Source organism: Paractinoplanes tereljensis (genome assembly GCF_016862435.1).
Classification (GTDB): domain Bacteria; phylum Actinomycetota; class Actinomycetes; order Mycobacteriales; family Micromonosporaceae; genus Actinoplanes; species Actinoplanes tereljensis.
On the sequence record NZ_BOMY01000009.1, the window covers coordinates 126282 to 153246 of the forward strand.

At 71.3% G+C, this 26965-nt stretch carries 23 protein-coding genes and 1 pseudogene; 14 read left to right on the forward strand and 10 right to left on the reverse strand.

All coding sequences use genetic code 11. From position 1 onward, the window contains the following. Positions 1-173: 173 nt before the first annotated feature. Complete coding sequence (locus Ate02nite_RS07280) at positions 174-2099, forward strand: penicillin-binding transpeptidase domain-containing protein (RefSeq protein ID WP_203800897.1); 1926 nt, start codon at positions 174-176, stop codon at positions 2097-2099. A 662-nt stretch (positions 2100-2761) separates the two neighbouring features. On the opposite strand, the pseudogene Ate02nite_RS07285 reads toward Ate02nite_RS07280, so the two are convergent. From Ate02nite_RS07285 to Ate02nite_RS07300, 4 genes and pseudogenes are all read right to left on the reverse strand, one after another. Beyond that, positions 2762-3655: pseudogene (locus Ate02nite_RS07285) on the reverse strand (arginase family protein); the annotation flags it as partial. 12 nt (positions 3656-3667) lie between these two features. Beyond that, positions 3668-4600 carry a tetratricopeptide repeat protein gene (locus Ate02nite_RS07290; protein WP_203800902.1) on the reverse strand — a complete coding sequence of 311 codons (933 nt, stop codon included), beginning with the start codon at positions 4598-4600 and terminating at the stop codon, positions 3668-3670. A 154-nt stretch (positions 4601-4754) separates the two neighbouring features. Then, a complete protein-coding gene (gene icmA / locus Ate02nite_RS07295) occupies positions 4755-6428 on the reverse strand; it encodes a coenzyme B12-dependent isobutyryl-CoA mutase large subunit (RefSeq protein ID WP_203800905.1) in 1674 nt (557 codons plus the stop codon). 46 nt (positions 6429-6474) lie between these two features. Further along, positions 6475-7659, reverse strand: coding sequence for an FAD-dependent oxidoreductase (locus Ate02nite_RS07300; protein WP_203800908.1), 1185 nt, complete (start codon positions 7657-7659; stop codon positions 6475-6477). A 53-nt stretch (positions 7660-7712) separates the two neighbouring features. On the opposite strand from Ate02nite_RS07300, the gene Ate02nite_RS07305 reads away from it, so the two are divergent. Further along, the gene (locus Ate02nite_RS07305) at positions 7713-8309 is read left to right on the forward strand and encodes a PadR family transcriptional regulator (protein ID WP_239147191.1); all 597 of its coding nucleotides are present in this window, start codon (positions 7713-7715) and stop codon (positions 8307-8309) included. Here the strand turns inward: Ate02nite_RS07305 and meaB are convergent. Beyond that, entirely contained in the window at positions 8306-9259 is a 954-nt protein-coding gene (meaB, locus tag Ate02nite_RS07310) for a methylmalonyl Co-A mutase-associated GTPase MeaB (RefSeq protein WP_203800919.1), read from the reverse strand. The two genes, Ate02nite_RS07305 and meaB, sit on opposite strands and share 4 nt — an antisense overlap. After that, positions 9256-10437 (reverse strand): acetyl-CoA C-acetyltransferase, encoded by a 1182-nt coding sequence (locus tag Ate02nite_RS07315; protein WP_203800921.1) that lies wholly within the window; start codon positions 10435-10437, stop codon positions 9256-9258. The genes meaB and Ate02nite_RS07315 overlap by 4 nt, the downstream gene beginning before the upstream one ends. 60 nt (positions 10438-10497) lie before the next feature. On the opposite strand from Ate02nite_RS07315, the gene mce reads away from it, so the two are divergent. The 4 genes from mce (at position 10498) to Ate02nite_RS07335 (ending at position 15430) form a co-directional block, all read left to right on the forward strand. After that, positions 10498-10965 (forward strand): methylmalonyl-CoA epimerase, encoded by a 468-nt coding sequence (gene mce / locus Ate02nite_RS07320; RefSeq protein WP_203800923.1) that lies wholly within the window; start codon positions 10498-10500, stop codon positions 10963-10965. Between the two features lie 256 nt (positions 10966-11221). Beyond that, positions 11222-12523: a DivIVA domain-containing protein gene (locus Ate02nite_RS07325; RefSeq protein ID WP_203800927.1), complete on the forward strand. Its 1302-nt coding sequence runs from the start codon at positions 11222-11224 to the stop codon at positions 12521-12523. 324 nt (positions 12524-12847) lie between these two features. Further along, the gene (locus tag Ate02nite_RS07330) at positions 12848-14254 is read left to right on the forward strand and encodes a coiled-coil domain-containing protein (protein ID WP_203800930.1); all 1407 of its coding nucleotides are present in this window, start codon (positions 12848-12850) and stop codon (positions 14252-14254) included. An 87-nt stretch (positions 14255-14341) separates the two neighbouring features. Further along, complete coding sequence (locus Ate02nite_RS07335) at positions 14342-15430, forward strand: AI-2E family transporter (RefSeq protein ID WP_239147201.1); 1089 nt, start codon at positions 14342-14344, stop codon at positions 15428-15430. On the opposite strand, the gene Ate02nite_RS07340 is transcribed toward Ate02nite_RS07335, so the two are convergent. Next, complete coding sequence (locus Ate02nite_RS07340) at positions 15411-16214, reverse strand: alpha/beta hydrolase (RefSeq protein WP_203800936.1); 804 nt, start codon at positions 16212-16214, stop codon at positions 15411-15413. The two genes, Ate02nite_RS07335 and Ate02nite_RS07340, sit on opposite strands and share 20 nt — an antisense overlap. 49 nt (positions 16215-16263) lie before the next feature. Beyond that, positions 16264-16590 (reverse strand): Rv1322 family protein, encoded by a 327-nt coding sequence (locus Ate02nite_RS07345; protein WP_203800939.1) that lies wholly within the window; start codon positions 16588-16590, stop codon positions 16264-16266. Between the two features lie 53 nt (positions 16591-16643). Here Ate02nite_RS07345 and Ate02nite_RS07350 point away from each other — a divergent pair, with 53 nt between their 5' ends. The 4 genes from Ate02nite_RS07350 to Ate02nite_RS48635 all read left to right on the forward strand — a co-directional run bounded on the left by Ate02nite_RS07350 (position 16644) and on the right by Ate02nite_RS48635 (position 20641). Continuing rightward, the gene (locus tag Ate02nite_RS07350) at positions 16644-18137 is read left to right on the forward strand and encodes an aldehyde dehydrogenase family protein (protein ID WP_203800942.1); all 1494 of its coding nucleotides are present in this window, start codon (positions 16644-16646) and stop codon (positions 18135-18137) included. Between the two features lie 9 nt (positions 18138-18146). After that, a complete protein-coding gene (locus Ate02nite_RS07355; RefSeq protein WP_203800944.1) occupies positions 18147-18791 on the forward strand; it encodes an ABC transporter ATP-binding protein in 645 nt (214 codons plus the stop codon). Further along, on the forward strand, positions 18788-20290 hold the full coding sequence (locus tag Ate02nite_RS07360; protein WP_203800946.1) for a DUF6297 family protein: 1503 nt from the start codon (positions 18788-18790) through the stop codon (positions 20288-20290). Before Ate02nite_RS07355 ends, Ate02nite_RS07360 begins: the two co-directional genes overlap by 4 nt. A 66-nt stretch (positions 20291-20356) precedes the next feature. Then, positions 20357-20641 carry a hypothetical protein gene (locus Ate02nite_RS48635; RefSeq protein WP_239147192.1) on the forward strand — a complete coding sequence of 95 codons (285 nt, stop codon included), beginning with the start codon at positions 20357-20359 and terminating at the stop codon, positions 20639-20641. Here the strand turns inward: Ate02nite_RS48635 and nucS are convergent. Next, positions 20628-21287, reverse strand: a complete 660-nt coding sequence (nucS, locus tag Ate02nite_RS07370; protein WP_203800947.1) for an endonuclease NucS — start codon at positions 21285-21287, stop codon at positions 20628-20630. The genes Ate02nite_RS48635 and nucS overlap by 14 nt on opposite strands. 64 nt (positions 21288-21351) lie before the next feature. Between nucS and Ate02nite_RS07375 the strand changes: the two genes are divergently transcribed. The 4 genes from Ate02nite_RS07375 to Ate02nite_RS07390 are packed head-to-tail and all read left to right on the forward strand — an operon-like array spanning position 21352 to position 26633. After that, positions 21352-21966 (forward strand): DUF4126 domain-containing protein, encoded by a 615-nt coding sequence (locus Ate02nite_RS07375; RefSeq protein ID WP_203800949.1) that lies wholly within the window; start codon positions 21352-21354, stop codon positions 21964-21966. Then, a complete protein-coding gene (locus Ate02nite_RS07380) occupies positions 21963-23321 on the forward strand; it encodes a hypothetical protein (RefSeq protein ID WP_239147193.1) in 1359 nt (452 codons plus the stop codon). The genes Ate02nite_RS07375 and Ate02nite_RS07380 overlap by 4 nt, the downstream gene beginning before the upstream one ends. Positions 23322-23332: 11 nt before the next feature. Continuing rightward, positions 23333-25885, forward strand: a complete 2553-nt coding sequence (locus tag Ate02nite_RS07385) for an FtsK/SpoIIIE domain-containing protein (RefSeq protein WP_203800951.1) — start codon at positions 23333-23335, stop codon at positions 25883-25885. Continuing rightward, entirely contained in the window at positions 25872-26633 is a 762-nt protein-coding gene (locus Ate02nite_RS07390) for a hypothetical protein (protein WP_203800953.1), read from the forward strand. The genes Ate02nite_RS07385 and Ate02nite_RS07390 overlap by 14 nt, the downstream gene beginning before the upstream one ends. On the opposite strand, the gene Ate02nite_RS07395 is transcribed toward Ate02nite_RS07390, so the two are convergent. After that, a complete protein-coding gene (locus tag Ate02nite_RS07395; RefSeq protein ID WP_203800954.1) occupies positions 26627-26944 on the reverse strand; it encodes a hypothetical protein in 318 nt (105 codons plus the stop codon). The genes Ate02nite_RS07390 and Ate02nite_RS07395 overlap by 7 nt on opposite strands. Between the last annotated feature and the right edge of the window lie 21 nt (positions 26945-26965).

Sequence of the window (26965 nt, forward strand, 5' to 3'; positions counted from 1 at the left end):
CGTGTCGCCCACAGCCTACGGCTGACTAACCGCGCCGGATCACACGCGTGGTGGGTTCGGGCCGATCGTTGCCGAATTTGCTCCACGTCACTCGATCCGGGTCCACGGGACGAGCGCATCTTTATTACCGTTCCGTAGCATCGCCTGACGGCGTACCCAGAAAGAGGTGCTTCATGCTCTACCGACGGCAACTGACCGGTTACCGCCCGGTTGCGTTCGCGGCCGCGTTGGCACTGGTCGCCGCCGGTTTAGCGGCCTGCTCGAAGGACGGCCCGGACGGGACGCTCAAGGATTTCCTGGCCGGCTGGCGCAGTGGAGATCTCAGCGCCGTGGGCTTCGTGGGCGCTGACGGCGGCAAGGTCTCGGCCAACGATGTGACCACCCAGCTCCAGGAACTCTCCGGCGACCTGGCCAAACAGTCCCTGGTGCTGACCACCACGGCCGTGAAGACGACCGGGGACATCGCCTCGGCCGAGGTCAAGCTCGACTGGACGCTGCCCGGCGGCACCCCGTGGTCGTACAACAGCACGGTTCGCCTGACCAAGCAGAACACCAAGGGCTGGCGGGTGGTCTGGGAGCCGGTCATCGTGCAGAGCGAGCTGGCCACCGGCGACAAGCTGAAGGTCCGCCGGGTCTCCTCGAAGCGGGCCGGGATCCTCGACGCCAAGGGCACCGCGCTGGTGACGCCGCGCGATGTGGTCACGGTCGGCGTCGAACCGCAGAAGATCAAAAACTTGGCACAGTTGCAGAAGGATCTCGACGCCGCCTTCAAGTCGATCAAGGTGACGGTCGACATGTCGAACCTCGCCGACCGGGTCAAGAACGCCGACCCCACCGACTTCGTCGACCTGGTCACGCTGCGTCGCCCCGATTACAACAAGATCCGGGACAAGGTGCGGCCGCTGCTCGGCACCTCCTTCATCGAGGGCACCCGCAACCTCGCGCCGACCCGGGCCTTCGCCCGGGCGCTGCTCGGCACGGCCGACGACGCCACCCGGGAGGACATCGACGCCAACCCCGACTCGGTCGCGCAGGGCGACGTCGTCGGGCACGGCGGCCTCCAGCAGCGGTACGACACGGCCCTGCGCGGCACCGCCGGGCTCTCCGTGGTGATCGCCCGGGAGGCCGCCGACGGTACGGTCACCGACGCCCAGCTGTTCAGCACCAAGGCGGTCGACGGCAAGCCGATCAAGGTCAGCCTGGACACCGCCGTCCAGAACGCGGCCGACGCGGCGCTGGCCACCCAGAAGCAGCCCAGCTCGCTGGTGGCCATCAAGGTCAGCGACGGCACGGTGCTGGCGGTCGCCAACGGGCCGGACGGCGGCACCGTCGATACCGCGCTGAGCGGGCAGGTCCCGCCCGGTTCGACATTCAAAACCGTTTCGGCGTACGGCCTGCTCGCCAAGAAGGTGGTCACCGCCGACACCGCGGTCAACTGCCCGAAGACCGCCAACGTCGACGGTCGCGAGTTCAAGAACTCCGGCGGCGAGGTGCTCGGCAGCGTGCCGTTCCACGAGGACTACTCGAAGTCGTGCAACACGGCGTTCGTCGGGCTGGCCCCGAAGCTCGGCGCGGCCGGGCTCAACGAGGCGGCCACCGCGCTCGGCCTCGGCACCCAGTGGGACCTGGGCATCGACGCGTTCAGCGGCAAGATCTCGGCGGCCGAGACGCCGACCGAGCTGGCCGCGGCCACGTTCGGCCAGGGTGCCACCGCGGTCAGCCCAATCGCGATGGCCTCGGTGGCCGCCGCGGTCGCCCGAGGCCAGTTCAAGCAGCCGCAGCTGGTGCTCGACCCGGCGCCGGCCAAGGCCGCCGCGGACGGCCCGCAGCTCGACCCGGCCGCGGTCGCGGCGCTGCGGTCGATGATGCGCGAGGTGGTCACCGACGGGACCGGTTCGGCGCTGTCCGACGTCAAGGGCAAGCCGGTGTACGGCAAGACCGGCACCGCCGAGTTCGACGACAAGAGCAAGGACACGCACTCCTGGTTCATCGGTTACCAGGGCGACGTGGCCTTCGCGGTGATGGTCCAGAAGGGCGGGGCCGGGGCCGAGGCCGCCGTTCCGCTCGTGTCGACCTTCCTGAACACCCTGAACAGCTAGGCGATGTCGGCCGGCGAGCCGGAACCCAGATCGAAGGCCGGCCGCTGGGCCGGCAGGGAGAAGCCCTCGCCGGCCGGGTTGTCGTCGGACTGGCGAGGGCGGAGCATCCCGGGCCGGGTGGCCGGCAACGGCTTGGAGTCGAGCAGCGGCGCCTGACCCAGCGGCCGCGAGGCCAGCCGGATCTGCTCGGCCAGCCTCTCTTCCTCGTCGCTGTCCTCTTCGACGTCGGACTCCACCGGCGGCTCGTCGGCAAACTCCGCTTCGGCTTCCGGCTCCGGCTCGTCGGCGGCCGGAGGTACCGCGACCGGGGCCGAGGCGGCCCGGGCCAGGGCGAGCGGGTCGAAGGAGGGCGCCGGCTCCGGTTCCTCGGCCTCCGGCTCCTCGGCGGCCGGGCCTGAGGCGGCCAGGGCCAAGGCCAGCGGGTTGAAGGAGGGCGCCGGCTCTTCCGGAGCCTCGGGCTGCGGCTCGGCGACCGGCTCGGCGGCCGGCGCGGACGCGGCCAGCGCCGCGGCGAGCGGACTGAACGCCGGGACCTCGGGCTCCTCGACCGGCTCGGGGCGGGCCGGGGCGGGCTCGGGGCGGGCCAGGCGGCGGCCGGGGTTGGCCAGGTCGGCGCGGGCCGCGATCAGGTCGGGACGCGGGTTCACCGTGTGGGCCGCGGCCAGGCCGGCCACGAGTGATTTGGTGATCTCGGCGGCGTAGGAGCCGTCGGGGTCGTAGTCCGGGTCGAACACGGTGATCTCGACGCCCAGGCAGTGCGGGGACTCGACCAGCCCGGCCAGCAGGATCTCCAGCTCGGGGAAGGCGATGCCACCCGGGGACGGCGCGTCGACGGCCGGCATCACCGCCGGGTCGAGCACGTCGACGTCGACATGCAGCCAGTAGCCCGCGCAGTCGACCAGCTGGTCGCGGGCCCACTGCGCGCTGCGCGCCGCGCCCTCGGCCCGCAGTGCCGGCACCGGCCGGGTCACGATGCCGGCCGCCTGCAGGTCGAGGCGGTACTCGTCCTGGGCGCGGATGCCCAGGACCACCACGTCGATGTCGCGGAAGTAGGGCCGGCGACCCTCGATCGACGCGAGGTCGGGCTGGCCGCGGCCGGTGACCAGGGCAAGATCTTCACCCGCGGCCGCACCCACGTAGGAGGCGTTGCCGGGGTGCCGGAAATCGGAGTGGCCGTCCACGAAGACCAGCCCGATGCGACCGCCGACGGCTTCGCCGAGCCGATGCATGGCCAGGCCGGAGCCGAGCAGGATCGAGCAGTCGCCGCCGAGGATCACCGGGAACTCGCCGGCGTCGAGGATGCCGCCGATCCGGTCGGCCAGGGCCCGCGAATAGGCCGCGATCTGCTCGGCGTGCGCCACGCCGGCGCCCGGCCGCCAGTCGCCCGGGTCGTACCTCGGCGGGGTCAGGCAGCCGGCGTCGCGGGCGTTGAGCCGGCTCAGCAGGCCGTGGTCGCGGAGGGCTCCGGGCGCCTTGGCGCAGCCCGGCACCGAGGTCTCGGTCGGCGGGCGCAGACCGAGATTGGACGGTGCGTCGAGGACTGCGATACGGCGCACGGAGCCTCCCGCCTAGAAGAGTGCGCTGGCCAGCGCCCGTCGGGCCCCGGCCACCGCCGGATCGTCCGGGCCGGCCACGCTGAACAACGACAACAAATGCTTGCGTACGGCGTCGCGGTCTTCGCCGGACGTGCGTTTCACCAGCGCGACCAGCCGGTCGTAGGCCTTGTCGGCCTCGCCGCTGAGCACCTCGAAATCGGCCGCGAGGCTCTGGGCGTCGAGGTCGTCGGGGTTGGCGGCGGCGTTGGCCACCACGACGGCCGGGTCGGCCCCGCCCACCCGGCGGTAGAGGGCGACCTGGGCCAGACCGGACTCGGCGGCCGCGTCGGTCGGGGTCTCGGCCAGGATCTTCTTGTAGGCCGCCTCGGCGACGTCGAGGTCACCGACCATCAGCGCGTCGTCGGCCGCGTCGATCCGCGGGTCGGCGGGCGCCTCGACCGAGATGCCGCCGGCCTTGAGGACCGCGTCGACGTATTGCTTCACCTGGTGCTCGGGGAGCACGCCGGTGAAGCCCTCGACCAGCTGGCCGCCCACGACCGCGACCACCATCGGGATGCCCTGCACCCGGAGCGCCTGGGCGAGCCGGGGATTGGCGTCCACATCGACCTTGCCCAGCACCCAGGAGCCGCCACCGGCGTGCGCGAGCCGTTCGAGCACCGGGGACAGCTGCTTGCACGGCTCGCACCAGTCGGCCCAGAAGTCGATGATGACCGGGGTCGACAGGGACCGCTCGAGGACGGCCGTCTGAAAATTGGCCTCGGTGACGTCGATGATCGTTTCGGGCGCGCCGCCCGGGAAGCCCACAGCCGGGGCGCCGTCGTCGGGCTCGCTCGGGGCGGCCGGGCGGCTCGGGGCCGCCGACGGGGCAGGGGCCGGGGCGCGCAGCGCGCTGAGATCGACCGCGCCGCGGGTGAAGATCGACGGAGTGGTCCGTGGGTCGCTCATGGTTACCTAGTCTCGCACGCTGACAAGGCGGTTCGCCGTGCCGCGGGGCGGCCGATATCGGACGTCACAACCGCACGTGCTGCCGATCCTCGACCCCGCCGCCCCCGTGCGCAATATCCATTGGCCAGCTGCGCCCTTTATCCGGTTTATCCGGTCAGAATCGAGCCGGCTCCCGGTAGATGCCCCACTCGCCCTTCAGCGCGTCACAGATCTCCCCGAGACTCGCCTCGGCGCGCGCCGCCTCGAGCATCGAGGGGATCATGTTCTCCCCGCTCCGGGCGGCGGCGATCATGCGGTTGAGGGCGGCTTCCACCCGTACCGAATCCCGGGAAGCGCGCCGCGCGCCCAGCTCGCGCTTCTGCACCACCTCGACCTCGTGCGAGACCCGGAGAATTTCCAGTTCTTTGGCCACCGTGCCGGTGTGCGCGTTGACCCCGACGATCCGCTTGTCGTTCTTCTCCAGCGCCTGCTGGTAGACGAACGCCGCCTCGGCGATGTTGCCGGTGAACCAGCCGTCCTCGATGCCGCGCAGGATGCCGGCGGTGACGCTGCCGTCGTGCCCGAGCTCGCGGATGCGGGTGAAGATCTCTTCGGCCTCGGCCTCGATCCGGTCGGTGAGCTGCTCCACGAACCACGAACCACCGAGCGGGTCGGCCACGTTGACCACCCCGGTCTCCTCCATCAGCACCTGCTGGGTGCGCAGGGCGATCTCGGCCGACTCGTCGGTGGGCAGCGCGAGCGTCTCGTCGAGGGCGTTGGTGTGCAGCGAGTTCGTGCCGCCCATGATCGCGGCGAGGGCCTCCACCGCGGTGCGCACCACGTTGTTGACCGGCTGCTGCGCGGTGAGGCTGACCCCGGCGGTCTGCGTGTGGAACTTCAGCCAGAGCGCCTTCTCGCTGGTGGCGCCGTAGTCGTCGCGCAGGTGCCGGGCCCAGATCCGGCGGGCCGCCCGGAACTTGGCGATCTCCTCGAAGAAGTCGATGTGCGCGTCGAAGAAGAAGCTCAGCCCGGGCGCGAACTGGTTGACGTCCAGCCCTCGCGACAGCCCCAGCTCGACGTAGCCGAAGCCGTCGGCCAGCGTGTAGGCCAGCTCCTGCGCGGCCGTCGAACCGGCCTCCCGGATGTGGTAACCGCTGACCGAGAGCGGTTTGTACTTCGGGATCTCGCGCGCGCAGTACTCCATCAGGTCGCCGATCAGGCGCAGGTGCGGTTCCGGCGCGAAGAGCCACTCCTTCTGCGCGATGTACTCCTTGAAGATGTCGGTCTGCAGGGTGCCGTCGAGCTTGCTGAGGTCGGCGCCCTGCCGCTCGGCCGCCACCAGGTACATCACGAAGACCGGGACGGCCGGGCCGGAGATCGTCATGCTGGTCGTGACGTCCTGCAGGTTGATGCCGTCGAAGAGGACGTCCATGTCGGCGGCCGAGTCGATGGCCACCCCGCAGTGGCCCACCTCGCCCAGCGCCTGCGGGTCGTCGGAGTCGCGGCCCATCAGCGTCGGCATGTCGAAGGCCACGCTGAGCCCGCCGCCACCGGCGGCCAGGATCATCTTGTAGCGCGCGTTTGTCTGCTGCGCGTTGCCGAACCCGGCGAACTGCCGGATGGTCCAGGTGCGCCCGCGGTAGCCGGTCGGATAGAGCCCACGAGTGTACGGAAACTCGCCCGGCCAGCCGATCCGCTCGAAACCCGGATAGGTGGCGCCGTCGGGTGGCCCGTAGACCGGGTCGACGGGGGCCCCGGAGAGCGTGGTGAAGTCGGCGTCCCGCTTCCGCGAGGCGTCGTAACGGCGTTGCCAGCGCTCCCGGCCGGCGGCGATGTCGGCAGCATCCATGCCGCCATCGTAGAACCATCCCTGAACGATCACTAAGGAGTCGCGGTCACACCCGGTGGTCGAGGATCCACGCCTGCGGGTTGGCGCCGTTGCGGAAGAGCATCTTCATCATCAGCGGCAGCATCGCGTCGCGGATGGCGGCACCGACCGGGCCCGCGGTCTTGCCGCTGCCGTTGCGCCGGCCCGCTGCCACCACCTTCTCCACCCGCGGCCGGCGGATGCGCTCGTAGCCGGCCAGCCCGGCGGCGACGTCGTCGGTTTCGGACAGGCAGCGGGCCAGGACCACCGCGTCCTCGATGGCCATCGAGGCACCCTGACCGGACGACGGGGCCACGGCGTGCGCGGCGTCGCCGGCCAGGACCACCCGGCCGGAGTGCCAGACCGGCACCCGGCGCAGGTCATCGGTGTTCCACGGGCCGATCGCGACGTCCGTCGCCCGGATGATCGCGGCGGCCGGAAAGCCGTCGTCCGCGAACAGGTCGATGAGATGGGCGCGCCAGGACGAAGGGGTGAAGTCGCCCGGGCCGGACGGGGTCTTGCTCGGCGGATTGGCGAACCACCACACCGAACCGTCCGGGGCCGGGACCCAGCCGAAGAAGGCCTTCCGGCCGAAGGCCATATGCATCAGGCCGGGCGTCCGGTCCAGGTCGGCGTCGATCTCACCGGAGGTGAACCCACCGGCATTGAGCAGGCCGAGGTACGTCGGTGCCGGGCCGTCCGGATTGAGGATCTCGCGGGTACGGGAACGCAGGCCATCCGCTCCGACGAGGAGGTCGCCGCTCACCTCGCCGCCGCCGGTGAACGTGGCGGTCACCCGGCTCGCCTCCTCGCGGTAGCCGGTCAGGCGGCGGTCGTACTCGATCGGGATGCCGTGCTCGATCGCGACCTCGCGCAGTGCGCCGTAGAGGTCGGCGCGGCGAATGGTCGTGGTGACCGTGCCGTCGGCGGCCGGACCGCCCAGCGGGAGCACGGCCAGCCGCCGCCCACCGGCCGCGGTCATCGCCATCGACGGGGTGGGGAAGCCGGCCGCCAGGACCTTGGCCGGATCGAGATCGAGGGCGCGCAGCGCGGCCAGGCCGTTGACGGCCACGGTCAGGAAGGCGCCACGCTCGTCGGCGACGCCCGCCGGGCGGGACTCGAAGAGGCGGGTCTGCCAGCCGGCCCGATGCAGGGCGAGGGCGGCGACGGTGCCGGCAATGCCTCCACCGGCGATCAACGCTGTCTTAGTCATAGAATGACTATGCATACTATGACTAGAAATCGTCAACCCCGTAGTCTGGCCGCGTGACATCGGACAAACCCCGCCGGTCAACGCTGGGCATGGTCCTGCTGGCGCTGCTCATGGAGGCGCCGATGCACCCGTACCGGATGCAGCAGATGATCAAAGAACGCGGCCAGGACCAGCTGGTCAACGTGGCGCAGCGCAACAGCGTCTACCAGGCGCTGGACCGCCTGGTGCGGGACGGCCTGGCCCGGCCGGGCGGCAGCGCGCGCGAGGCGGGCCGGCCCGAGCGGACCGAATACGAGATCACGCCGGACGGCGAGACGACCATGCGGCGCTGGCTGACCGACATGCTGCCGACGCCGGCCCGGGAGTTTCCGGAGTTCCCGGCGGCGCTCGCCTTCATCGCGGTGCTGGCCCCTGCGCAAGTGCGCGAACTGCTCGGCCGGCGTCTGGCCGAGCAGGACGAACGGCTCGCGGCGATCCACGCGCAGGCGCCACCGGGCCTGCCCCGGCTCTTCCTGATCGAGGACGAATACCGGGCGGCCATGCTGACCGCCGAGATCGCCTGGCTCCGGCAGGTGGTGGCCGACCTGGACAGCGGCGCCTTCACCTGGAACCGGGAAATGATCGAGCAGACCGCTCGGCTGTTCGGCTAAAGGCCCTTGATCAGCTGCTCGGCGGCGGCATAGGGGTCCAGGTCACCCGTGGCGACCCGGGTGGCAAGAGTGCTCAACGCCGTACCCTCCTTGAGGTCGCCTATCCGGGCCCGCAGCGTGCCCAACGCGATCGCCTCGACCTCGACGGATGCCCGCCGCTCGCGGCGGGTTGTCAGGTTGCCGGTCGACTCCAGCCAGGAGCGGTGTTTCTCGATGGCCGTCAGCACGTCGTCGATGCCCTCGCCGCGCACCGCGGTGGCCCGCACGACCTGCGGCCGCCAGTCGCCCGCGGCGCGTTCGCCCAGGCCCAGCATGCCCTGAATGTCGTGGTAGGTGGCGTCGGCGCCGGGGCGGTCGGCCTTGTTGATCACGAAGACGTCGGCGATCTCCAGGACGCCCGCCTTGACCGCCTGGATCGCGTCGCCCATGCCGGGGGCCAGCAGCACCAGCGTGGTGTCGGCCAGCGCGGCGACCTCCACCTCGGCCTGGCCGACGCCGACCGTCTCGACCAGGATGACCTCGCAGCCGGCGCCCTCGAGGACGCGGACCGCCTGCGGGGTGGCCGCGGCGAGGCCGCCGAGCTGGCCGCGGCTGGACATCGAGCGGATGTAGACGCCGCGGTCGGTGGTGTGTTCCTGCATGCGGATGCGGTCGCCGAGGATCGCGCCGCCGGTGAACGGGCTGGACGGGTCGACGGCCAGCACACCCACCCGGCGGCCGGTCGTGCGCAGCGCCTTGACCAGCTCGTTCATGGTGGTCGACTTGCCCACGCCGGGCGAACCGGTGAGGCCGAGCACCTGGGCGTGCCCGGCGTAGGGGGCCAGCGCGGCGGCGACCTCGGGCAGTGCCGGGTCGCCGTCCTCCACCAGGCTGATCAGCCGGGCCACCGAGCGGGCATCACCCTCCCGCGCCTTGGCGACGAGGGTGGGCACGTCGGGACGCCAGCTCACAAGGCGGGCACGCGCACGATCAGAGCGTCGCCCTGGCCGCCACCGCCGCACAGGCCGGCCGCGCCGAGGCCGCCGCCGCGGCGCTGGAGTTCCAGGGCCAGGGTCAGCACCAGGCGGGCGCCGGACATGCCGATCGGGTGGCCGAGCGCGATCGCGCCGCCGTTGACGTTCACGATGTCGCCGGAGACACCCAGCTCGCGGGTCGACTGGATGACGACCTGGGCGAACGCCTCGTTCATCTCGACCAGGTCGAGGTCGTCGACGGCCAGGCCGGCCTTGCCCAGCGCGTGCTTGATGGCGTTGGCCGGCTGGGACTGCAGCGAGCTGTCGGGGCCGGCCACGTTGCCGTGCGAGACGATCTCGGCGAGCCAGCTCAGGCCCAGCTCCTCGGCCTTGGCCCGGCTCATCACGACGACCGCGGCGGCGCCGTCGGAGATCGGCGAGGCGGAGGCGGCCGTGATGGTGCCGTCCTTGGTGAAGGCCGGACGCAGTTTCGCCAGCGAGGCGGCGGTGGTGTCGGGGCGGACCCCCTCGTCGGTGTCAACGACCAGGTCACCGCCGCGCTGGGCGATGGTGATCGGGGTGATCTCCTCGGCGAAGTGGCCGTTCTTCTGCGCCTCGGCGGCCCGCTGGTGGCTCAGGGCGGCGAACTCGTCCTGCTCCGCGCGGCTAATGCCGAGCTTGGTGCCGCTGCGCTCGGTGGCCTCACCCATGGAGATGCCCTCCCACGGGTCGCTCAGCCCGTCGAGCGCCATGTGGTCGCGCATCGTGACGTCGCCGAACTTGGTGCCGCTGCGCTGCTGGACCAGGTGCGGGGCGTTGGTCATCGACTCCATGCCGCCGGCCACCACGATGTCGAACTCGCCGGCCCGGATCAGCTGGTCGGCCAGGGCGATCGCGTCGAGGCCGGAGAGGCACACCTTGTTCACCGTCACGGCGGGCACAGTCATCGGGATGCCGGCCGCCACGGCCGCCTGGCGCGCGGTGATCTGGCCGGCGCCGGCCTGCAGCACCTGCCCCATGATCACGTATTGCACCTGGTCGGGGCGGACACCGGCGCGGGACAGCGCGGCCTCGATCGCGTGACCGCCGAGCGCGGTGCCGGACAGGGACTTGAGGTTGCCGAGCAGGCGGCCCATGGGCGTGCGGGCGCCACTCACGATCACCGAAGTGGTCACGGTCAATCGCTTTCTTCGCGGGCTCGCGCCCTGAACGGTGGTTCAAGTAAGACTAGTGAGATGAGCGAGGCTTCTCCCAGCAACCCCCGGCCCGAAGATGTCACATTCGCCGGACTCGGCCTGTTGCGTATCGATCACGTCGGGATCGCGGTCGCCGACCTGGACGCCGCCCTGAAGTTCTACGCCGAGATCTTCGAGATTCACTCTGTGCACGAAGAGACGAACGAGGATCAAGGCGTACGTGAAGCCATGCTCGCGGTCGGCGACGGCACCGGCCCGCGGCTCCAGTTGCTGGCCCCGCTGCGCCCCGACTCGGCGATCGCGAAGTTCCTCGACCGCAGCGGCCCCGGCCTGCAGCAACTGGCCTACACGGTGGCCGACGTGGAGGCCGCCGCCGCCGTTCTCCGGAGCCGTGGCCTGCGGCTTCTCTACGACACCGCGCGCCGGGGCACGGCCGGCTCGCGGATCAACTTCGTGCACCCCAAGGACGCCGGCGGGGTTCTGGTGGAATTAGTACAGCCGGTGTAATTCATCCGTCTTACGGGTGAATCATCCTTACGGGCAGGCCCGTGGCCTGGCAGGATCGGGGACATCGAGCGGCGCGACCGTGGTGCCGCTCACCCCCATCGAGGATGCAGCAGGTGACAGCCCGGCCCAGACGGTCCGGACCGACTGCCCGAACGGTGGACGCTCCAGCTTCCGGGCAGCTCAAAGCTGATCTACGTGTCCTTTCTGATGCCGGTCCGCTCTTGCGTGGCTGGTGCGTCTTCGCCAGGATGGCCCAATGCCTCAGCAGCAGGATCAAAATTTGGCATTTTTCGACGGCGCCAATTCGCAGCACGACTTCACTGTCGTCCTTCGCGGCTACGACCGCGGCCAGGTGGACGCGCACCTGGGTCGGCTGGTGGCCGCGCTCAACCAGTCCGAGCAGGCCCGCGGTGAGGCCGAGCAGCGGATGAACGACGCGCAGCGCCGACTGCGCCAGGCCGAGCAGCGACTCAACGCGGTGGAGCAGAAGCTCGCCGACAGCAACAAGCTGCTCGAGGAGAACAATCGACCGACGCTCTCCGGTCTGGGCACCCGGGTCGAGCAGATCCTGCGGCTGGCTGAGGAACAGGCAAACGATCACCGCAGCGAGGCGAAGCGCGAGTCCGAGGGCATCCTCTCGGCCGCCCGGCTCGAGGCTCGCGAGATCACCGACAAGGCGCGCGCCGAGGCCGCCGCCATGAAGGCGACCGCCGAGCGCGAGGCCGGCCAGGTCCGCACGCACGCCGAGCGGGAGGCGGCCGAGGCCCGCGTCCAGGCCCGGCGCGAGGCCGACACGCTGCGGGGCGACGCCGACCGCGAGACCAAGCAGCTGCGCACGGTCACCTCGCACGAGGTCGCCGAGCTGAAGTCGACCGTGGAGCGTGAGGTCGCGTCGATGCGCGCCACCGCCGAGCGGGAGATCACCCAGCTGCGGGCGAAGACCTCCCGCGAGGCCGAGGAGAAGCGCGCCGAGGCGACCAAGCTGCTGACCGACGCCCGCGACAAGCGCGACAAGGACCTCCAGTCGCTGGCACTGGAAATCGCCGAGCGCCGCGAGAAGGCCGAGGGCGAGGAGTCGCACCGGCACGCTGCCCAGGTCAACGCGACCCAGAAGATGGTCGCCGAGGCCGAGGAGCGCGCCCGCGCCGCCGAGGACCGCGCCAAGGAGATCGAGCAGCGGGCCGAGCAGCGCCGCGTCGAGTCCGAGCGCAACGCGATCGAGGTAACCGAGAAGGCTCGGGCCCTGTCCGAGAAGACGGTTACCGAGGCTCGCTCCGAGGCCCAGCGCCTGATGAGCGAGGCCCGCACCGAGGCCGAGCTGACCACTCAGGCCGCCAAGCGCGAGGTGGAAGACCTGACCCGCCAGAAGGACCAGGTCACCAACCAGCTCGGACAGATGCTGTCCGGCCTGTCCGGCCTGGTGCCGGGCGTGGGCGGCGCCGCCAAGCCGAACGCGGTCGCCGAGGTGGCCGCCGCGGTCGCCAAGCAGGCCGAGGCGCCGGCGGCGGAGAAGAACGGCGTGGCCGACAAGCCGCAGCCGGCCAAGTCCAACTCCTGAGTTCCTTGACACTGAGGCTTGTTCGCGACCTACCTTGACTTCCGCATTGCCGCAGGTCAGGCACGTGGTCTCCACCGTCGCGAACAAGTCTCAGTCGGCCGCTCCGGTTGCGTGTTCCCTTCGGGTACGCAACGGTTAAGCGGTCGGCCTTGCGCAACGTTCGGGCCGTACCGGAGTTTCTCCGGTGCGGCCTGACTCGTTTTGCGCCCGTAGCCTAGCTTTGGCCAAGCCCGGCTTCAGACAAATCACAACTAGACGCATACTCCGGCCAGGACGGTGTGTATCGGACCGTCACGGGACGATGCGTATGTGAGGATGGACAGCATGTCGCACGGCGGTGAAATCCTCGGTCTCGGCGGAGACGCGGCGACCGAGCCCAACTTCGAGACCGCCCTGCGGGGTTACGAGCGAAAGCAGGTCGAGCGCTACGTCGCCCGCGCCGAGAACGAGATAGCGGCGCTGGCCACCGAGCGGGAGCAGGCCTACTCGCAGATGCAGGCCATGTCCGCGCAGATCGATCGCCTCCAGCAGGAGATCACCCACGTTCGCCGTCAGGGCGGCATCGGGCCGGAGGTGTCGTTCCGGCACCTGGGCCCGCGGGTCGAGCAGATCCTCGCCCTCGCCGAGGAGCAGGGCGAAGCGATCAAGGCGTCCGCCACCGACGACATCGCGGCCCGGCTGGGTGAGGCCGAGCGGATCCGCGCCGAGGCCGACGCCCACGCCCACGACGCCATGCGCGACTTCGAGATCGCGCTGGCCGCACGCCGTTCCGAGGAGCATCGAGCCGACTCCGGCAAGCGCGCCGCCGCCGAGAAGGCCCTCGTCGCCGCCCGCCAGACGGCCGAGCAGATGCGCGCCGAGGCCGAGGGCACGCTGACCCGGGCCCGCGCCGACGCGCAGCAGCTGACCGACAAGACGGCTCGCGAGGCGCAGCGCGCCCGAGCCGAGGCCGACGGCTACGTGCAGTCCACCCGCATGCAGGCCGACCAGGAGATCAAGGCGCTGCGCGAGAAGGCGCAGCTCGAGATCGCGGCCCAGCGGTCCAGTGCCGACCGCGAGCACAACGAACTCAAGACCACTGTGGAGAACGAGCTGGCCCAGCGCCGCCAGGCCGTGGTGCAGGAGCTCGCCCAGCTGCGCACCGGGGTCGAGAAGCAGTGCGCCGACCTGCGCAGCGAGGCCGACAAGTACGCCGAAGAGGTGCTCCGCCGCTCCGACGATCAGGCCACGGCCGTCCGCAAGGAGATCGAGGGGCAGCAGGACAAGATCGTCCAGGCCGGGACCGACCTCGAGGCCGCGCAGGCCAAGGTGGCCGAGGCCGAGCGCCAGGTCGCCCTGGCGAAAGACCGGGCCCGCAGCAGCGAGCAGGAAGCCGACGCGGCCGGCAAGCGCCTCACCGAGGTGCGCGCCGAGCTCGAGTCCGAGCTGAAGCGGGTCGAGCAGGCCAAGCGGGACGGCGAGGCCGCCGAACGGCGGGCCATCGAGGTCCGCCGCCAGGTGCAGCGGGAAGCGAAGCGGGTGGCCGAACTGGCCGCCGCCGCGGTGATGGCGGCCGCGGCCTCCCCCGACGACCAGGACGACCACGACCTGGTTGAGCTGGCCGACACCGCGGTGGCCGGTGGTCCGGTGGGTGCGCACGCCGCCGCCGAACCGGCCACACCGGCCAAGGTCACCGCCTCCGCCAAGGTCACCGTGCCGCCGAACTCCCGGGTCGGAGCCGACGCCGAGTAGTCGATCGTGGCGCGCGTGCGATAACGTCCCCGCCGAATCCATCGGCGGGGAGGGCGTTGCCCGGTGACCACAGACGACGACAGCGCGATCGAAGACCCGCCCGCTGAGGACGTGGTCGAGGAAGGCCCTCGGTTCGGCCTGCCCGGACCGCCACTCGACCGGCGAAACCCGTTCATGCTCGGGCTGTTGGGCGGACTCGGTGTCATCCTGGCGTACGCGATCTTCCTCGGCGTACGCAATGCGGCGTCCATCTTGGTGTTGATCTTTATCGCCATGTTCTTGGCGATCGGACTCAACCCGGCCGTCGAGCGACTCCGTAAGTGGCACATCCCGCGCGGCGGGGCCGTCGCGATCGTCGCCCTGGTCGTGCTCGGCCTGCTGGTCGGCGGCATCATCGCGCTGATCCCGCCGCTGGTCACCCAGACCAACCAGCTGATCCAGAACGTGCCCGACTACATCCAGAACCTGCAGCGCAACGAGACCATCAACGACCTGGTCGAGCGCTACGACATCATGGAGAAGATCACCAGCGCGGTGAACGCCGGCACCGTCGGCAACACGGTCGGCGGCGTGGTCGGCGGGGCCAAGCTGCTCTTCGGCACGATCTTCAACACGCTTACCGTGCTGGTGCTGACCATCTACTTCATGGCGGCGTTCGACCGGCTGCGCGAATCGGCGTACTCCCTGGTGCCGGCGTCCCGGCGGAGCCGGGTGCGGCTGCTGACCGACGAGATCCTCACCAAGGTCGGCGCCTACATGGTGGGCGCGCTGGCGATCGCGGTGCTGGCCGGCGCGAGCACCTGGGTGCTCGCCATGATCCTCGGCCTGGCCTACCCGTTCGCGCTGGCCGTGGTGGTCGCGATCTGCGACCTGATCCCGCAGATCGGCGCCACCCTCGGCGCGGTCATCGTGAGCCTGGTCGGGTTCGCCTCCTCGCTCTCGGACGGCCTCATCTGCCTGGTCTTCTTCATCGTCTACCAGCAGGTTGAGAACTACCTGATCTACCCGGCCGTGATGCGCCGCTCGGTGAAGGTCAGCGACGTGGCGGCGGTGGTCGCGGCCCTGCTCGGGGTGGCGCTGTTCGGCGTGATCGGCGCGCTGGTGGCGATCCCGATGGTGGCCGGCATCCAGCTGATCATCCGCGAGGTCGTGGTGCCTAGTCAGGAGACCCGCTGAGCTGACCGGGGACCGGCACGTCGGCGAAGGCGGCGACCGTGCGGTCGGCGTACGCGTTCATGTCGCCGCTCTCCATCGGGCCGTCCCAGGTCCGCGGTAGCGGGGTTTCTACTTCCGGGGCCACCCGCTGGACGACCTCGTCGAGCACCTTCTCGGCGTCGCCGACCCAGAGGTGCTTCGACCCGGCCATCGGGACGACCTCTCCATATGTGAAGCGCTTTTTGGCTTCGTCGGGCCGAAGGTAATCGTCGAACTCGGGAATCAGAGCGGTCAACGGCTTGCCGCTCGCTGCCCATTCGGAAAGGTGTGCGGGCTCCGAGAAGCGCAGCGGCGGCGACAGCAGGATCGCGCCGACGACGGCCGGGTCCAGCCCGTGCATGAGGGTCAGGTCGGTGCCGAAGGACCAGCCCAGCAGCCAGATGTTGGGCAGTTCGGCGAACTCCGCGTACTCGATCGCGGCCGCCACGTCGTACCGCTCGGCGTTGCCGCCGTCGAAGGAACCGCCGCTGGTACCCCGTACGCTGCTGGTGCCTCTGGTGTTGAAACGCAGCACCGCGAGGCCGGCCAGGGCCGGCAGCCGCCACGCCGCCTTGCGGAAGACGTGGCTGTCCATCATCCCGCCGTGCGTCGGCAGCGGATGCAGACACACCAGGGTCGCGACCGGCTCCCGGTCGAGCGGGCGGGCCAGCTCACCGACCAGGGTCACGCCGTCGGCGGTCTGCAGCTCGATGTCCTCCCGCCGGGCCGGAAGGATCGAGTTGGCCCGGATCTGATTGCTCGTCATAGATGGCCTTCAGTCGTTTTTAGGGCGGCGGCGGGGTGGTTGGACGGGCTTATCCATAGCGCGGTGCGTTGCGCGACCGCTCCACGCCCGGGCTGCGTCGGTCACGTGCCTTCCAGCAACCCGTGTGCCAGTGCCGCCGGTCGGTCTCGTCGCCGCGGCCGTCGATCGGCCAGGCCACCACGTGCGCCACGCCCGGCCGAATCTCCTGCATGCAACCCGGGCACCGGTAGGTCTTGGCGGCCGCCCCACCGAAGATCGACCGCACCATCCACTCGCCGTCCTGCCACTGCTGGACGCCCTCGATGCCCTTACGGACGCCTTCGTCCGTGAGGGGCTTCGGGGAGTCTCGGCGGGGGTGGTTTCGGCGGGGGCTCACATCATCAATCGTACGTAGTGACTGGTAAGTAACCTGCGTCATAGACTCCGGACATGACGGCTACTCATGTTCCCGGTGTGCCGGTGATCGAAGACGGCGTGCTGATCTCGACAAACCCCGCCACCGGCGCCGAAGCCGGCCGGGTGCCGGTCGCCGACGAGAAAGCCGTCGTCGTCGCCGTCGAACGCGCGCACGAGGCCGGCCTCTGGTGGCAGTCCCTCGGCTTCGACGGCCGCAAGGACCGCATCCTGCGCTGGCGGTCGCTGATCGTCCAGCGTTTCGAGGAGCTCGCCCAGCTCACCAGCCTGGAGACCGGCAAGCCGAACGCCGACGCGATCGTCGAGGCGGTCGCCGCCGTCGAGCACCTGGACTGGGCCGGCCGCAACGCCAAGCGGGTGCTCGGCCCCCGCAAGGTGCGCACCCGGCTGCTGCTGGCCGAGCACGCCGGCCACCTGGAATATCAGCCGTACGGCGTGGTCGGCGTCATCGGCCCGTGGAACTACCCGATCGTCACCCCGGTCGGCCCGATCAGCGGCGCTCTGGCGGCCGGCAACGCGGTCGTCTTCAAGCCCAGCGAGTACACCCCGATCGTCGGCCAGTGGCTGGTCGACACGTTCGCCGAGATCGTCCCCGAGCACCCGGTGCTGCAGGCGGTGCACGGGCTCGGCGACGTCGGCGCCGCGCTGTGCCGTGCGGGCACCAACAAGATGGCGTTCACCGGCTCGACCGCCACCGCCAAGAAGGTGATGGCGGCCTGTGCGGAGAACCTGATCCCGGTGGTGATCGAGGCCGGCGGCAAGGACGCGCTGATCGTCGACGCGGACGCCGACGTCACCGCGGCCGCCGAGGCAGCGGTCTGGGGCAGCATGACCAACGCCGGCCAGACCTGCATCGGCATCGAGCGGGTCTACGCGGTGGCTCCGGTCTACGACGCCCTGGTCGCCGAGATCGTCGCCAAGGCCGGCAAGCTGCGCACCGGCGAGGAGATCGGCCCGATCACCATGCCCAAGCAGATCGACATCATCCGTGACCACATCGACGACGCGCTGGCCAAGGGCGGTAAGGCGGTGCTGGGTGGCGCCGACGCCGTGCAGCCGCCCTACGTCTCGCCGACCGTGCTGGTGGACGTGCCGGCCGACTCCCGGGAGATCCGCGACGAGACGTTCGGCCCGACCCTGACCGTCACCAAGGTCGCCGACGCCGACGAGGCGATCCGGCTGGCCAACGACACGCCGTACGGCCTCGGTGGGGCGGTCTTCGGCAAGAAGAACGCGATCCGGATCGCCCGCCGGCTGCGCTCCGGCATGGTGGCGGTCAACGGGACGCTCACCTTCGTCGGGATGGGCAACCTGCCGTTCGGCGGGGTCGGCGACTCCGGCTTCGGCCGGATCCACGGCGAGGACGGCCTGCGCGAGTTCGCCCGGGCCAAGGCGATCACCGTACGCCGGGCCAAATCGCTGCTGCCGTCGATGACCTTCGAGCGCACTCCGGCCCAGGTCAGCCAGATCGTCAAGGCCGTGCGCCTGCTCTACGGACGGCGGTCCTAAGCTGAGCGGGTGGATCACCCCGCCGTCGAGGTAAAAGGCCTGCACGTCAGCTACGGCTCGACGCCGGTGCTGGTCGACGTGTCGTTGACCGTGCCGGCCGGCACCGGTGTGTGCGTCACCGGCGAGAACGGCATCGGCAAGTCCACCCTGCTGCGCTGCGTGAGCAGTCTCCAGCAGCCGGACGACGGCCAGATCCTGGTCTTCGGCGGCACCCCCGGGGCCACGCCCGAGTTCTGGCGGGCCGTGGTCACCACGGTCGAACCCCCCACCTGGTACCCCGGGCTGACCGTCCGCGAGCACGCCGAGCTGGTCTGCCGCGCCCACGGCCAGGACCCGGGCGACGCCGGCATCGAGGAGGCGTTGGAGCGGTTCGGCCTGGCCGGGCACGCCGACGCGATCCCGCCGTCGCTGTCCTCCGGCCAGAAACAGCGCCTCACCCTCGCGGTCGCCCTGCTGCGGCCCAGCTCGCTGCTGATCCTCGACGAGCCCGAGCAGCGCCTCGACCCGGACGGCCGGGCCGAGGTGGCGGCGCTCCTGGTCGAGTACGTGGCTGACGGCGGCTCACTGCTGATGGCCAGCCACGACGACGCGTTCGCGGAGGCCTCCGGCGCTGTGCTCACCACGATGGAGTCGCTGAGCGCGGTAGCACCGTGACCGCCGTACCGCTGACTCCGGTCCGCCGCTGGATCCTGCGCACCCAGTCCGCCCACCGCGAACGCGGCGCCACCGCCGGCAACATCTACTTCACCGTGCTCTTCATCGCGGTGGTCGGCGGCATGCTGCACAAACAGCTGGCCGTGGTCTTCTGGCCGACCCACCCCAACGCGTCCCGGCTGGCCGCCGCCTCCCTCGTCCCGATCCTCTTCGGCCTGCTCTACCTGGCCCTACGCCGGTTCGGCCCGCTCGCGCTGAGCCGCCCCGCGGCCGCCTGGCTGCTACCCGCGCCGGTCAGCCGCCGCTCCCTCCTGCTGCCGTCGCTGCGGCTCACCGCGATCGTCGCGGCGATCATCGGCGCGCTGGCCGGCATCGCGATCGTCGGCCACGGCGCGCCGCGCACGCTGGACGGTTCCGAGGTCGCGCTGCTCGCCTCCGCCGCCGGCCTGGTGGGCATCGCGCTGCTTCTTGTCGCGCTGGCCGCGCAGGCCGGTGGCCGATGGGGGGACCGGCTCGATGCGGTGGTCTCGCTGCTGCTGGCGGCCGGACTGGCCGGCTTGGTCGCCGACGCGACCGGAAACCATCCGGTCGCGGCCACCGGGTGGCCCACGACCGGGACGCTGGTTCCGCTGGTGGGTGCGGTCGCGCTGGTCGTCGCCCTACTCTTCGCCCTGGCCGTACGGGGACTCGCGCGCACCCCGAACGAGCGCATCCTGGAGGCCGCGAAAACCGCCGGCACCCTGTTCGACTCGGCGTTCGGCATGGAGCCGTCCTTCCTCACCGACATGATCGAGCGCCGCTACTGGGCACACCGGAACCTGCGCTCGGTGCGCTTGCCGGCCCGCGTGCCCGTACTGGTCGGCCAGGATCTTCTGCTGGTGGCCCGGCGCCGTCGCCGGCTGCTGTGGCTGCTCCTGGCCGCCGCCCTGCCGGTCCTGCTCACTTCGGCGCCGCACTGGCTGATCGGTGTGGCCATCCTGCTGGGTGCGCTGATGGCCGCCTCCACCGCCGGCGGCAACGTGAAAACCGACGCCGGCAACCCGATGCTGCTGCGCCTGCTCGGCCTGAGCTCCCGCGACGCGATCCTGCAGCGCATGTGGGTCCCCGGCGTACTGGCCGCGCTGTGGTCGGCGCTGGCGCTGGGCCTGCTCTCCGGCCTGGACGACCTGCCGCCGGGCCCGTGGTGGGCGCTGGGCCTGACCCTGGGCCCGGTGGGCGCGGTGGCCGCGGTGCGGCGGGCGAGAGTCGGCTTCGTCCGCAACGAGCTGCTGCCCTTGGACACCCCGATGGGCACGCTCTCGACCGGCCCCCTGGTAAACGCCCTGGTAGGCCCCGACGCGCTGCTGCTGGGCATTCCAGCCCTGGTAGCGATAGCCCAGGCCAACCAGCTCTCCTGGCTAACAGTCCTGGTCCAGGCCACGGTAGGCGTGCTGGGCGCCCGCGCCTATTTGGCCGGCACCACCGCCACCGACCGAGTAGAGCTACACGCTAACCGGTAGCTGGCACGTATCTCATACGTCCTCGCTGCTTCCTAAGAAGTTGTCGCACGCCTATAGTCATTAAGCATGCACTGGAGCGCAATCGAGCGACAAGGGACCGCCAGCCTGCTGGCGGACGAGGAAGCCCTGGCCGACCTCCGCCAGTCGCGGGAGGAATTCGCGGCGGGAGACACGTTCAGTCTGGATGAGGTTCGCGCCGAGCTGGAGCGGTGGCGTGGCGGCATCGACGACCGAGCTGGGCGGCAGCTGGTGGCTGAATGGCAGGCGGAACACGGCGCGTTCGCGGCCGGTGAGCTCGCGGCGGCGCGCGCGGAGATGGCCGCCGCCGACGCCGCGGCTAGAAGAGAGTGAGCTCGTCTTTTTTCATGCCTCGTAGCTTGCCGTAGTCGACTACCACGCAGCGGATGCCTCGGTCGGTGGCTAGGACTCGGGCCTGGGGCTTGATCTCCTGGGCGGCGAAGACTCCCGCGACCGGGGCCAACAGCGGGTCTCGGTTCATCAGTTCGAGGTAGCGGGTCAGCTGCTCTACGCCGTCTATGTCGCCTCGGCGTTTGATCTCTACCGCTACTGACGCGTTGTTGGCGTCCTTCAGCAAAAGGTCTACCGGGCCGATTGCTGTCATGAACTCTCGGCGGACCAGGGTGTAGCCCTCGCCGAACGTCTCGGGGTGGGCGGCCAGCAGCTCCTGCAGGTGGGCTTCCACGCCGTCTTTTTGCAGGCCGGGGTCTACGCCCAGGTCGTACGAGGTGTCCTGGAAAATCTCCTCCAGGGTGATTCGCAGCTCCTCGCCGGCCTTGTTCACCACCTTCCACACCCCGGGGGCCTCCTGCAGCTTGCAGGGTGGGCTCATCCAGTTCAGCGGCTTGTAGGCGCGGTCGTCGGCATGGATGGAGACCGAACCGTCGGCCTTGACCATCAGCAACCTGGTGGCCGGTGGGAGGTGGGCGGACAACCGGCCGACATAGTCGACGGAGCATTTCGCGATGACCAGACGCACCGGACGACAGTAGCGGACTCCGGCGCCCGGGTCGGAACGAGCGTGCGGGTGCCATCCTGGGTCTGTGCTCGAAGCGCTTACCGGCACCGGACTGGCGGCATCCGCCGGTCTCAATGCCTACATCCCCCTGCTCGTGATGGGCCTGCTCGCCCGGTTCTCCTCCCTCATCGATCTCCCCAGTGGCTGGTCCTGGCTGTCCAACGGCTGGGTGCTGGTCATTCTCGGAATTCTGCTGGCCGTCGAGGTGGTGGCGGACAAGGTTCCGGTTGTCGACCACGTCAATGACGTGGTGCAGACCGTGGTGCGACCGACCGCGGGTGGGCTCGCGTTCGGGGCCGGCTCGTCGGCGCAGACGGTCACGGTCAGCGACCCGGGGTCGTTCTTCTCCTCACACCAGTGGGTTCCGGTGGCGGCGGGCGTGCTGATCGCGCTGTGCGTGCACGGGTTCAAGGCGGTGGCGCGGCCGGTGGTCAACGTGAGCACGGCCGGGTTCGGGGCTCCGGTGGCCAGCACGGTGGAAGATATCGGCAGCATTCTGATGTCGGTTCTGGCCGTGCTGATGCCGGTGTTGGTCCTGGTAGGACTCGGTTTGCTGGGCTGGGCGGGGTACGCCGTGCTGCGTCGCCGCCGGCGGAAGAGGTTGATCGCCGCTTCCGGCGCACCTCACTCGTTTGGTTGACTGCTTCGGTGCACGCGCTCGCCGTACCCGTCTTCGCCCTCGCCTGGTGGGCCGCCTGCTATCTGATCGGCCGGGATCCGGCGCGGGGTGCACTGTGGCGGGCGGCGGCCGCGCTCACGGCGTACGCCATCGGGGTTGTCGTGTGGGCCGCCTGGCCGGATTCGCGCCCCGCCCAGATTTTGCTCTGCGTGCCGGCGTTGTTCTGGGCCGGCACGGCCGTGGCTCTTCTGCCCCGCACCCTGCCGGAGCGGCGGCAGATCGATATCGGCTGGTTGGTGCTGTCGGTCCTGTTCCTGGGCATGCTTGTCGCGCTGCCGTCGGCGGGGCGGCTGGTGGTGCTGGCGCCGCTGGTCGGCGGGCTGGTGCTGTTGTGGCGGTTCCGCGATCAGGTGCAGCCGCCGATGCTGCCGACGGCGCTCACCGTGGTCGCCGGTCTCTACGCGGCGGGGCTGGTGGCGCTGCTGCTGCCGATCGACCTGGGCTCGCCGGTGCTGGTGATCGCCGCGATCGGGGTCGACCTGCTGATGCTGGGGTTTCTGGTGGCGGTGGCCGGCGCGCTCGAGGTCGGCGAGCGGCTGCGGCCCGACCTGATCCGGTCGCTGACCGCGGCCATTGTCGTCACCGTCGCGGTCGGCACGCCGGCCGCGTTCGCGGTCGCGGCGGGCAACTCGGTGGTCGTGACGCTGCTGCAGTTCGGGCTGGTCGCGATCGTGATGACCGGGGTCGGGCTGGCCGGGCCGTTGCACCGGATGCTGGACCGGCTCGCGTTCCGTAATGAGGAGCAGCTCCGGCAGGACCGCGGAGCGTTGCTCCAGCTGGCCGAGGCGATGCCGCGGCACCGGCAGCGGCACCGGCTGATCACCACCCGGGAGCCGGACTTTCTCCGGTTCACCCAGCAGGTGCTGGACAACTACGGGCGGCTGGGCCGGCTGATGCGCAGCCCGCTCACCCATCTGCCGGCGGTCGATCGGCGGCTCAGCGGGCCGGCCGCCGAGCAGCCGCTGGCCCGGGCCATGGAGTTGCGGGCGGTGCTGGCCGACAGCGTGGACCGGCTGCGGCCGGCCGGGACGTTCGCGACCTCGGACGAGTGGCGGCACTACAACGCGATGTACTTCTGTGTGGTGCTCGGGCTCGACCCGTATGAACGGCGGCAGCGCACCGACGGTCTGGACCGGGAGGCGCGCCGCGCGCTCGATTGGATGCGCCGGTACGTTCCGCGGCGCACGCTGCGGCGCTGGCAGCGGGAGGCGGCCACGATCGTGGCCCGCCGATTGTGGGACGACCTGACCAACACCGATCCGCGCTGGCTCACGACACGCAGCACAAAACCTCTTTCCACGGGACGAAATGGGTAAAATGCCCCATCGTGGGTAGCTACCGGAACGCGCTCGTTGCCGTCGTCCGGCAAGAGCTCGCCGACGCGCGGGGGGCGGCCCGTGCGGTGCTGGCCGCGGCCGAAACGGCGCGGGGCGAGGCACAGGATCGCCGTCGCCTAGTCCGGGACGCCTATTCCACCTGTCTGCATCAGCTCGCCGAGGCGCGGGACACCAGCCGCCGCGACATCCAGCGCCGCTACCAGTTCGAGACCGCGAAGCTGGTCGGCAACGTGCGCCGGCTCGCGGCCCTGACGGCCGTCGGCGCGGCCGGCGCGCCCTGGCGGCTGTGGGCGCCCAGCGAACCGGAACGCGGCAGCCCGCCCGGCCTGGTGCGGGTCGGCACGCTCGCGCTGGACGACAGCCCCCCGCTGCCCGCCCTCATCCCGCTGCTCGACGCCGCCCACCTCGAACTCATCGGCCCGGCCCCGATCGTCGACGGCATCATCACCGGACTTCTGCTGCGCTCGCTGGGCAGCACTCGGGCCGGCGACGTCCAGCTCACCGTCTACGACCCCGAGGCGCTCGGCGGCACCCTGGCGTCGTTCGCCCCGCTCGGCATCTCGTTCGTCGGGCCGGGCGGGCTCGGGCCGATGCTCGACGAGGTGGTCGAGCACATCTGCCGGGTCAACGAGACCGTCCTGAGCGACGCGCCGCGCACCGACCCGTGGCGGGTGGTGGTGCTGCTCGCCGACGACAACGACCTGACCGACGGCCAGCGGGCTCAGCTCGACCGGATCGCCCGGACCGGGGTGGCCTGCGGGGTCCACCTGATCGCCCGCGGCCTGCGGCTGACCGACCACCCCAGCGTGGTGCGCCTGCTGGTCAAGGACCAGATGGCGATCTGCGACGCCACCGGCGAACTGGAGATCCGGCTCGACCCGCCGCCGCCGGACGACCAGGTCGTCGGGTTCTGCCGGGCCACCGCCGAACGGATGCGGGCCGGACCGCCGCCCGCCCAGCTCGCCGACCTGCAGCCGGCGACGCTGTGGGCCGAGTCGTCGGCCGAGGGCCTGACCGCCCCGATCGGCGACAGCACCGACGGTTCGCTGGTCGAGGTGCCACTCGGCGACGACCCGCCGCACGCGCTCATCGGCGGCCCATCCGGCTCCGGCAAGACGAACCTCATCTACTCCTGGTTGGCCTCCCTCGCCACCCGGTACGGGCCCTCCGAGCTGGCCTTCTACCTGCTCGACTTCAAGGAGGGCGTGTCGTTCGCCCGGTTCGTGCCGGGACCGCGCGACCCGAGCTGGCTGCCCCAGGTGCGACTGGCCGGGATCAACGTGAACGGCGACCGCGAGTTCGGCCTGGCCATGCTGCGCCACCTCGGTGAGGAGCTGCGCACCCGGGCCCAGGCGGCCAAGCGGCACGACGCCACCAAGCTGTCCGAACTGCGGGCCGAGGACCCGGCCGGGCACTGGCCGCGGATCGTGGCGGTCATCGACGAGTTCCAGGTGCTGCTCGGCGGCCGGGACGCGGTCGCCGACGAGGCCGTCACCCTGCTCGAGGACCTCGCCCGGCGCGGCCGCTCGCAGGGCATCCACCTGATCCTCGCCTCGCAGGACGTCTCCGGGATCGAGGCGCTGTGGGGGCGGTCCGGGCTGGTCGGCCAGTTCACCCTGCGGATCGCGCTGCCCAAGGCCCGGCGCATCCTGGCCGAGAACAACCTGGCCGCCGCGGTGATCCCGCGGCACCACGCGGTGGTCAACACCGAGTCGGGTACGGCCGGGGCCAACCTGGTCGTGCGACTGCCGGACGCCGGGGATCGCCTGGTCTGGCGCACCCTGCAGCGCCGGCTGTGGCGGATGCGACCGGACGGCTGCGAGGAACCGCGGCTCTTCGACGGCGACGCCGTACCCCGGCTGCCGGCCTCCTGCCGCCCGGCCGGACCGGTCCCGGACGCGACCACGCCGGTCGGGTCCTCCCCCGGCGCCGTGCTCGGCGAGCGCATCGACGTCGCCGCCCGCCCGGCCCGCCTGCGCCTCGGCCGGATGCCCGGCCGCAACCTGGCCGTGCTCGGCACCCGCACCGACGAGGCCTGCGACGTGCTGGCCGCCGCCGCGCTCTCGCTGGCCGCGCAGGGACCGGCGCACTTCAGCGTCGTCTGCCTCGACCCCGACGCCGGCCGGTCGGCCGCCCGGCTGGTCGCCGAACTACCGTCCGCCGACTGGCACGACGACCTGGCCGAGCTGCCGCTGCTGGACATCCCGCACTACGTCCTCGGTTACGCGCTCGACGCCGGCTCCGACCCGGCCGGGCTGCGCCGGCTGCTCACCGACGGTCCCGAGCAGCGCACCCACGTGCTCGGCTGGTGGCGCTCGGTGGCCCGGCTGCGGGACAGCCTCGGCGGTCCCGGGGCCCGGCTCGACCCGATCGGCGCCTGGGTCGCCCTCGACGTGCAGGGCGCCGACCTGGCGCCGCTCTATCCCCAGCCGGGCGGGCCGGCCTGGTACCCGCGCGCCCGTCGGGCGCTCTTCTTCGACCGCTCGGTACACCGGACCCCCGAAGTGATCATCCCGTACGAGGTGAACAGTGACCACACGTGACCGGCAGCCGATCGGCCGCGACTACCAGCTGATGGTCAGCGCGCTCGCCGAGGCGACCCGGCGACGCGAGGCCGAGCTGGGCGGCGCCGAACAGGCCTATCAGGACAATGCCGCGCAGGCCGCCGGGGAACTCGCCCGGGCCGAGGGGGACGCGCTGTCGGCGGACCGGTGGGCGGGGGCGGCGGCCGCGCAGGTGCTCGACGTGGACCGGGAGGCGGAGCGGCTCTGGAACCAGTTGCGGCGGGCGCGGGGAGTGCGGGTGCGGGCGCTCGGCGAGATGCCCGAGCCGGCCCCGGTGGAGGTCCTGCCGCGGGTCGCGCTGCCGCGCAACCCGGCGGACGAGTTCGACGGGCCGGGCGGCCCGCTCACCCCGGAATCGCCGCGGTTGCTGCTGGCCCGGGCGGCCGAACGGATCGACGTGACCATCCGGCCGGCCGGCCGGCGCGCGCTGCCGCGCTGGGCGCTGCCGCTGCTGCCGCTGGTGGGCGCGCTGGTCGCGGCACTGGCGGGTCTGCTGGCCTCCGGCCTGGTGACCATCGGGAGTACGGGCATCTGGGGCGGTCCCGTGCTGCGCGGTCTGGGGTGGGCCGTGTTCCTGGTGGCCCCCTCGGCCGGCGTGCCGGTGGCCGCCGCGGTCGCGCACCGGCGACTCCAGGCGCGCCTGGATATCGGCGGGGTGGGGCTGACCCTGCTGGGCGGGATGATCTCGGCGACGCTGCTCTCGCTGGCCTTCGCCGCCACTCACTGATCCCGGTAAGCCATGCTCAGCACGGCGTGCGCCACCAGCAGGGCATGATGCTTCGTCTCGTACGGGCCGACGTGCAGCTCGACGGCGTGCCCGCCGAACAGGGCCCGGACCGTCCAGCTGTCGGGGTGCCGGTCGTCCTCCCGGCTGTGGTTGACGATCACCTGGGTAGCGGCCCGGACGTTGACGGCCGACCACTTCTCGTCGGCCGTCGGCCAGGCCCGGAACCAGCCGGGCGCCACGGACAGTGCTTCGGCACCCGCCTCGGCGAGTGCCCACTGCATTTCTTCCGGATCCGGCGCTGCCCTCACCACGGGGAACATCGTAGGGCAGCT

Excerpts from the sequence above, each read along its gene's own strand:
- Ate02nite_RS07330 (WP_203800930.1), top strand. The coding sequence starts at position 12,848 with ATGTCGCACGGCGGTGAAATCCTCGGTCTCGGCGGAGACGCGGCGACC.
- Ate02nite_RS48635 (WP_239147192.1), top strand. The coding sequence starts at position 20,357 with ATGCACTGGAGCGCAATCGAGCGACAAGGGACCGCCAGCCTGCTGGCG.
- Ate02nite_RS07290 (WP_203800902.1), bottom strand. The coding sequence starts at position 4,600 with ATGAGCGACCCACGGACCACTCCGTCGATCTTCACCCGCGGCGCGGTC.
- Ate02nite_RS07325 (WP_203800927.1), top strand. The coding sequence starts at position 11,222 with ATGCCTCAGCAGCAGGATCAAAATTTGGCATTTTTCGACGGCGCCAAT.
- Ate02nite_RS07350 (WP_203800942.1), top strand. The coding sequence starts at position 16,644 with ATGACGGCTACTCATGTTCCCGGTGTGCCGGTGATCGAAGACGGCGTG.
- Ate02nite_RS07280 (WP_203800897.1), top strand. The coding sequence starts at position 174 with ATGCTCTACCGACGGCAACTGACCGGTTACCGCCCGGTTGCGTTCGCG.
- Ate02nite_RS07300 (WP_203800908.1), bottom strand. The coding sequence starts at position 7,659 with ATGACTAAGACAGCGTTGATCGCCGGTGGAGGCATTGCCGGCACCGTC.
- Ate02nite_RS07340 (WP_203800936.1), bottom strand. The coding sequence starts at position 16,214 with ATGACGAGCAATCAGATCCGGGCCAACTCGATCCTTCCGGCCCGGCGG.
- icmA (WP_203800905.1), bottom strand. The coding sequence starts at position 6,428 with ATGGATGCTGCCGACATCGCCGCCGGCCGGGAGCGCTGGCAACGCCGT.
- mce (WP_203800923.1), top strand. The coding sequence starts at position 10,498 with ATGAGCGAGGCTTCTCCCAGCAACCCCCGGCCCGAAGATGTCACATTC.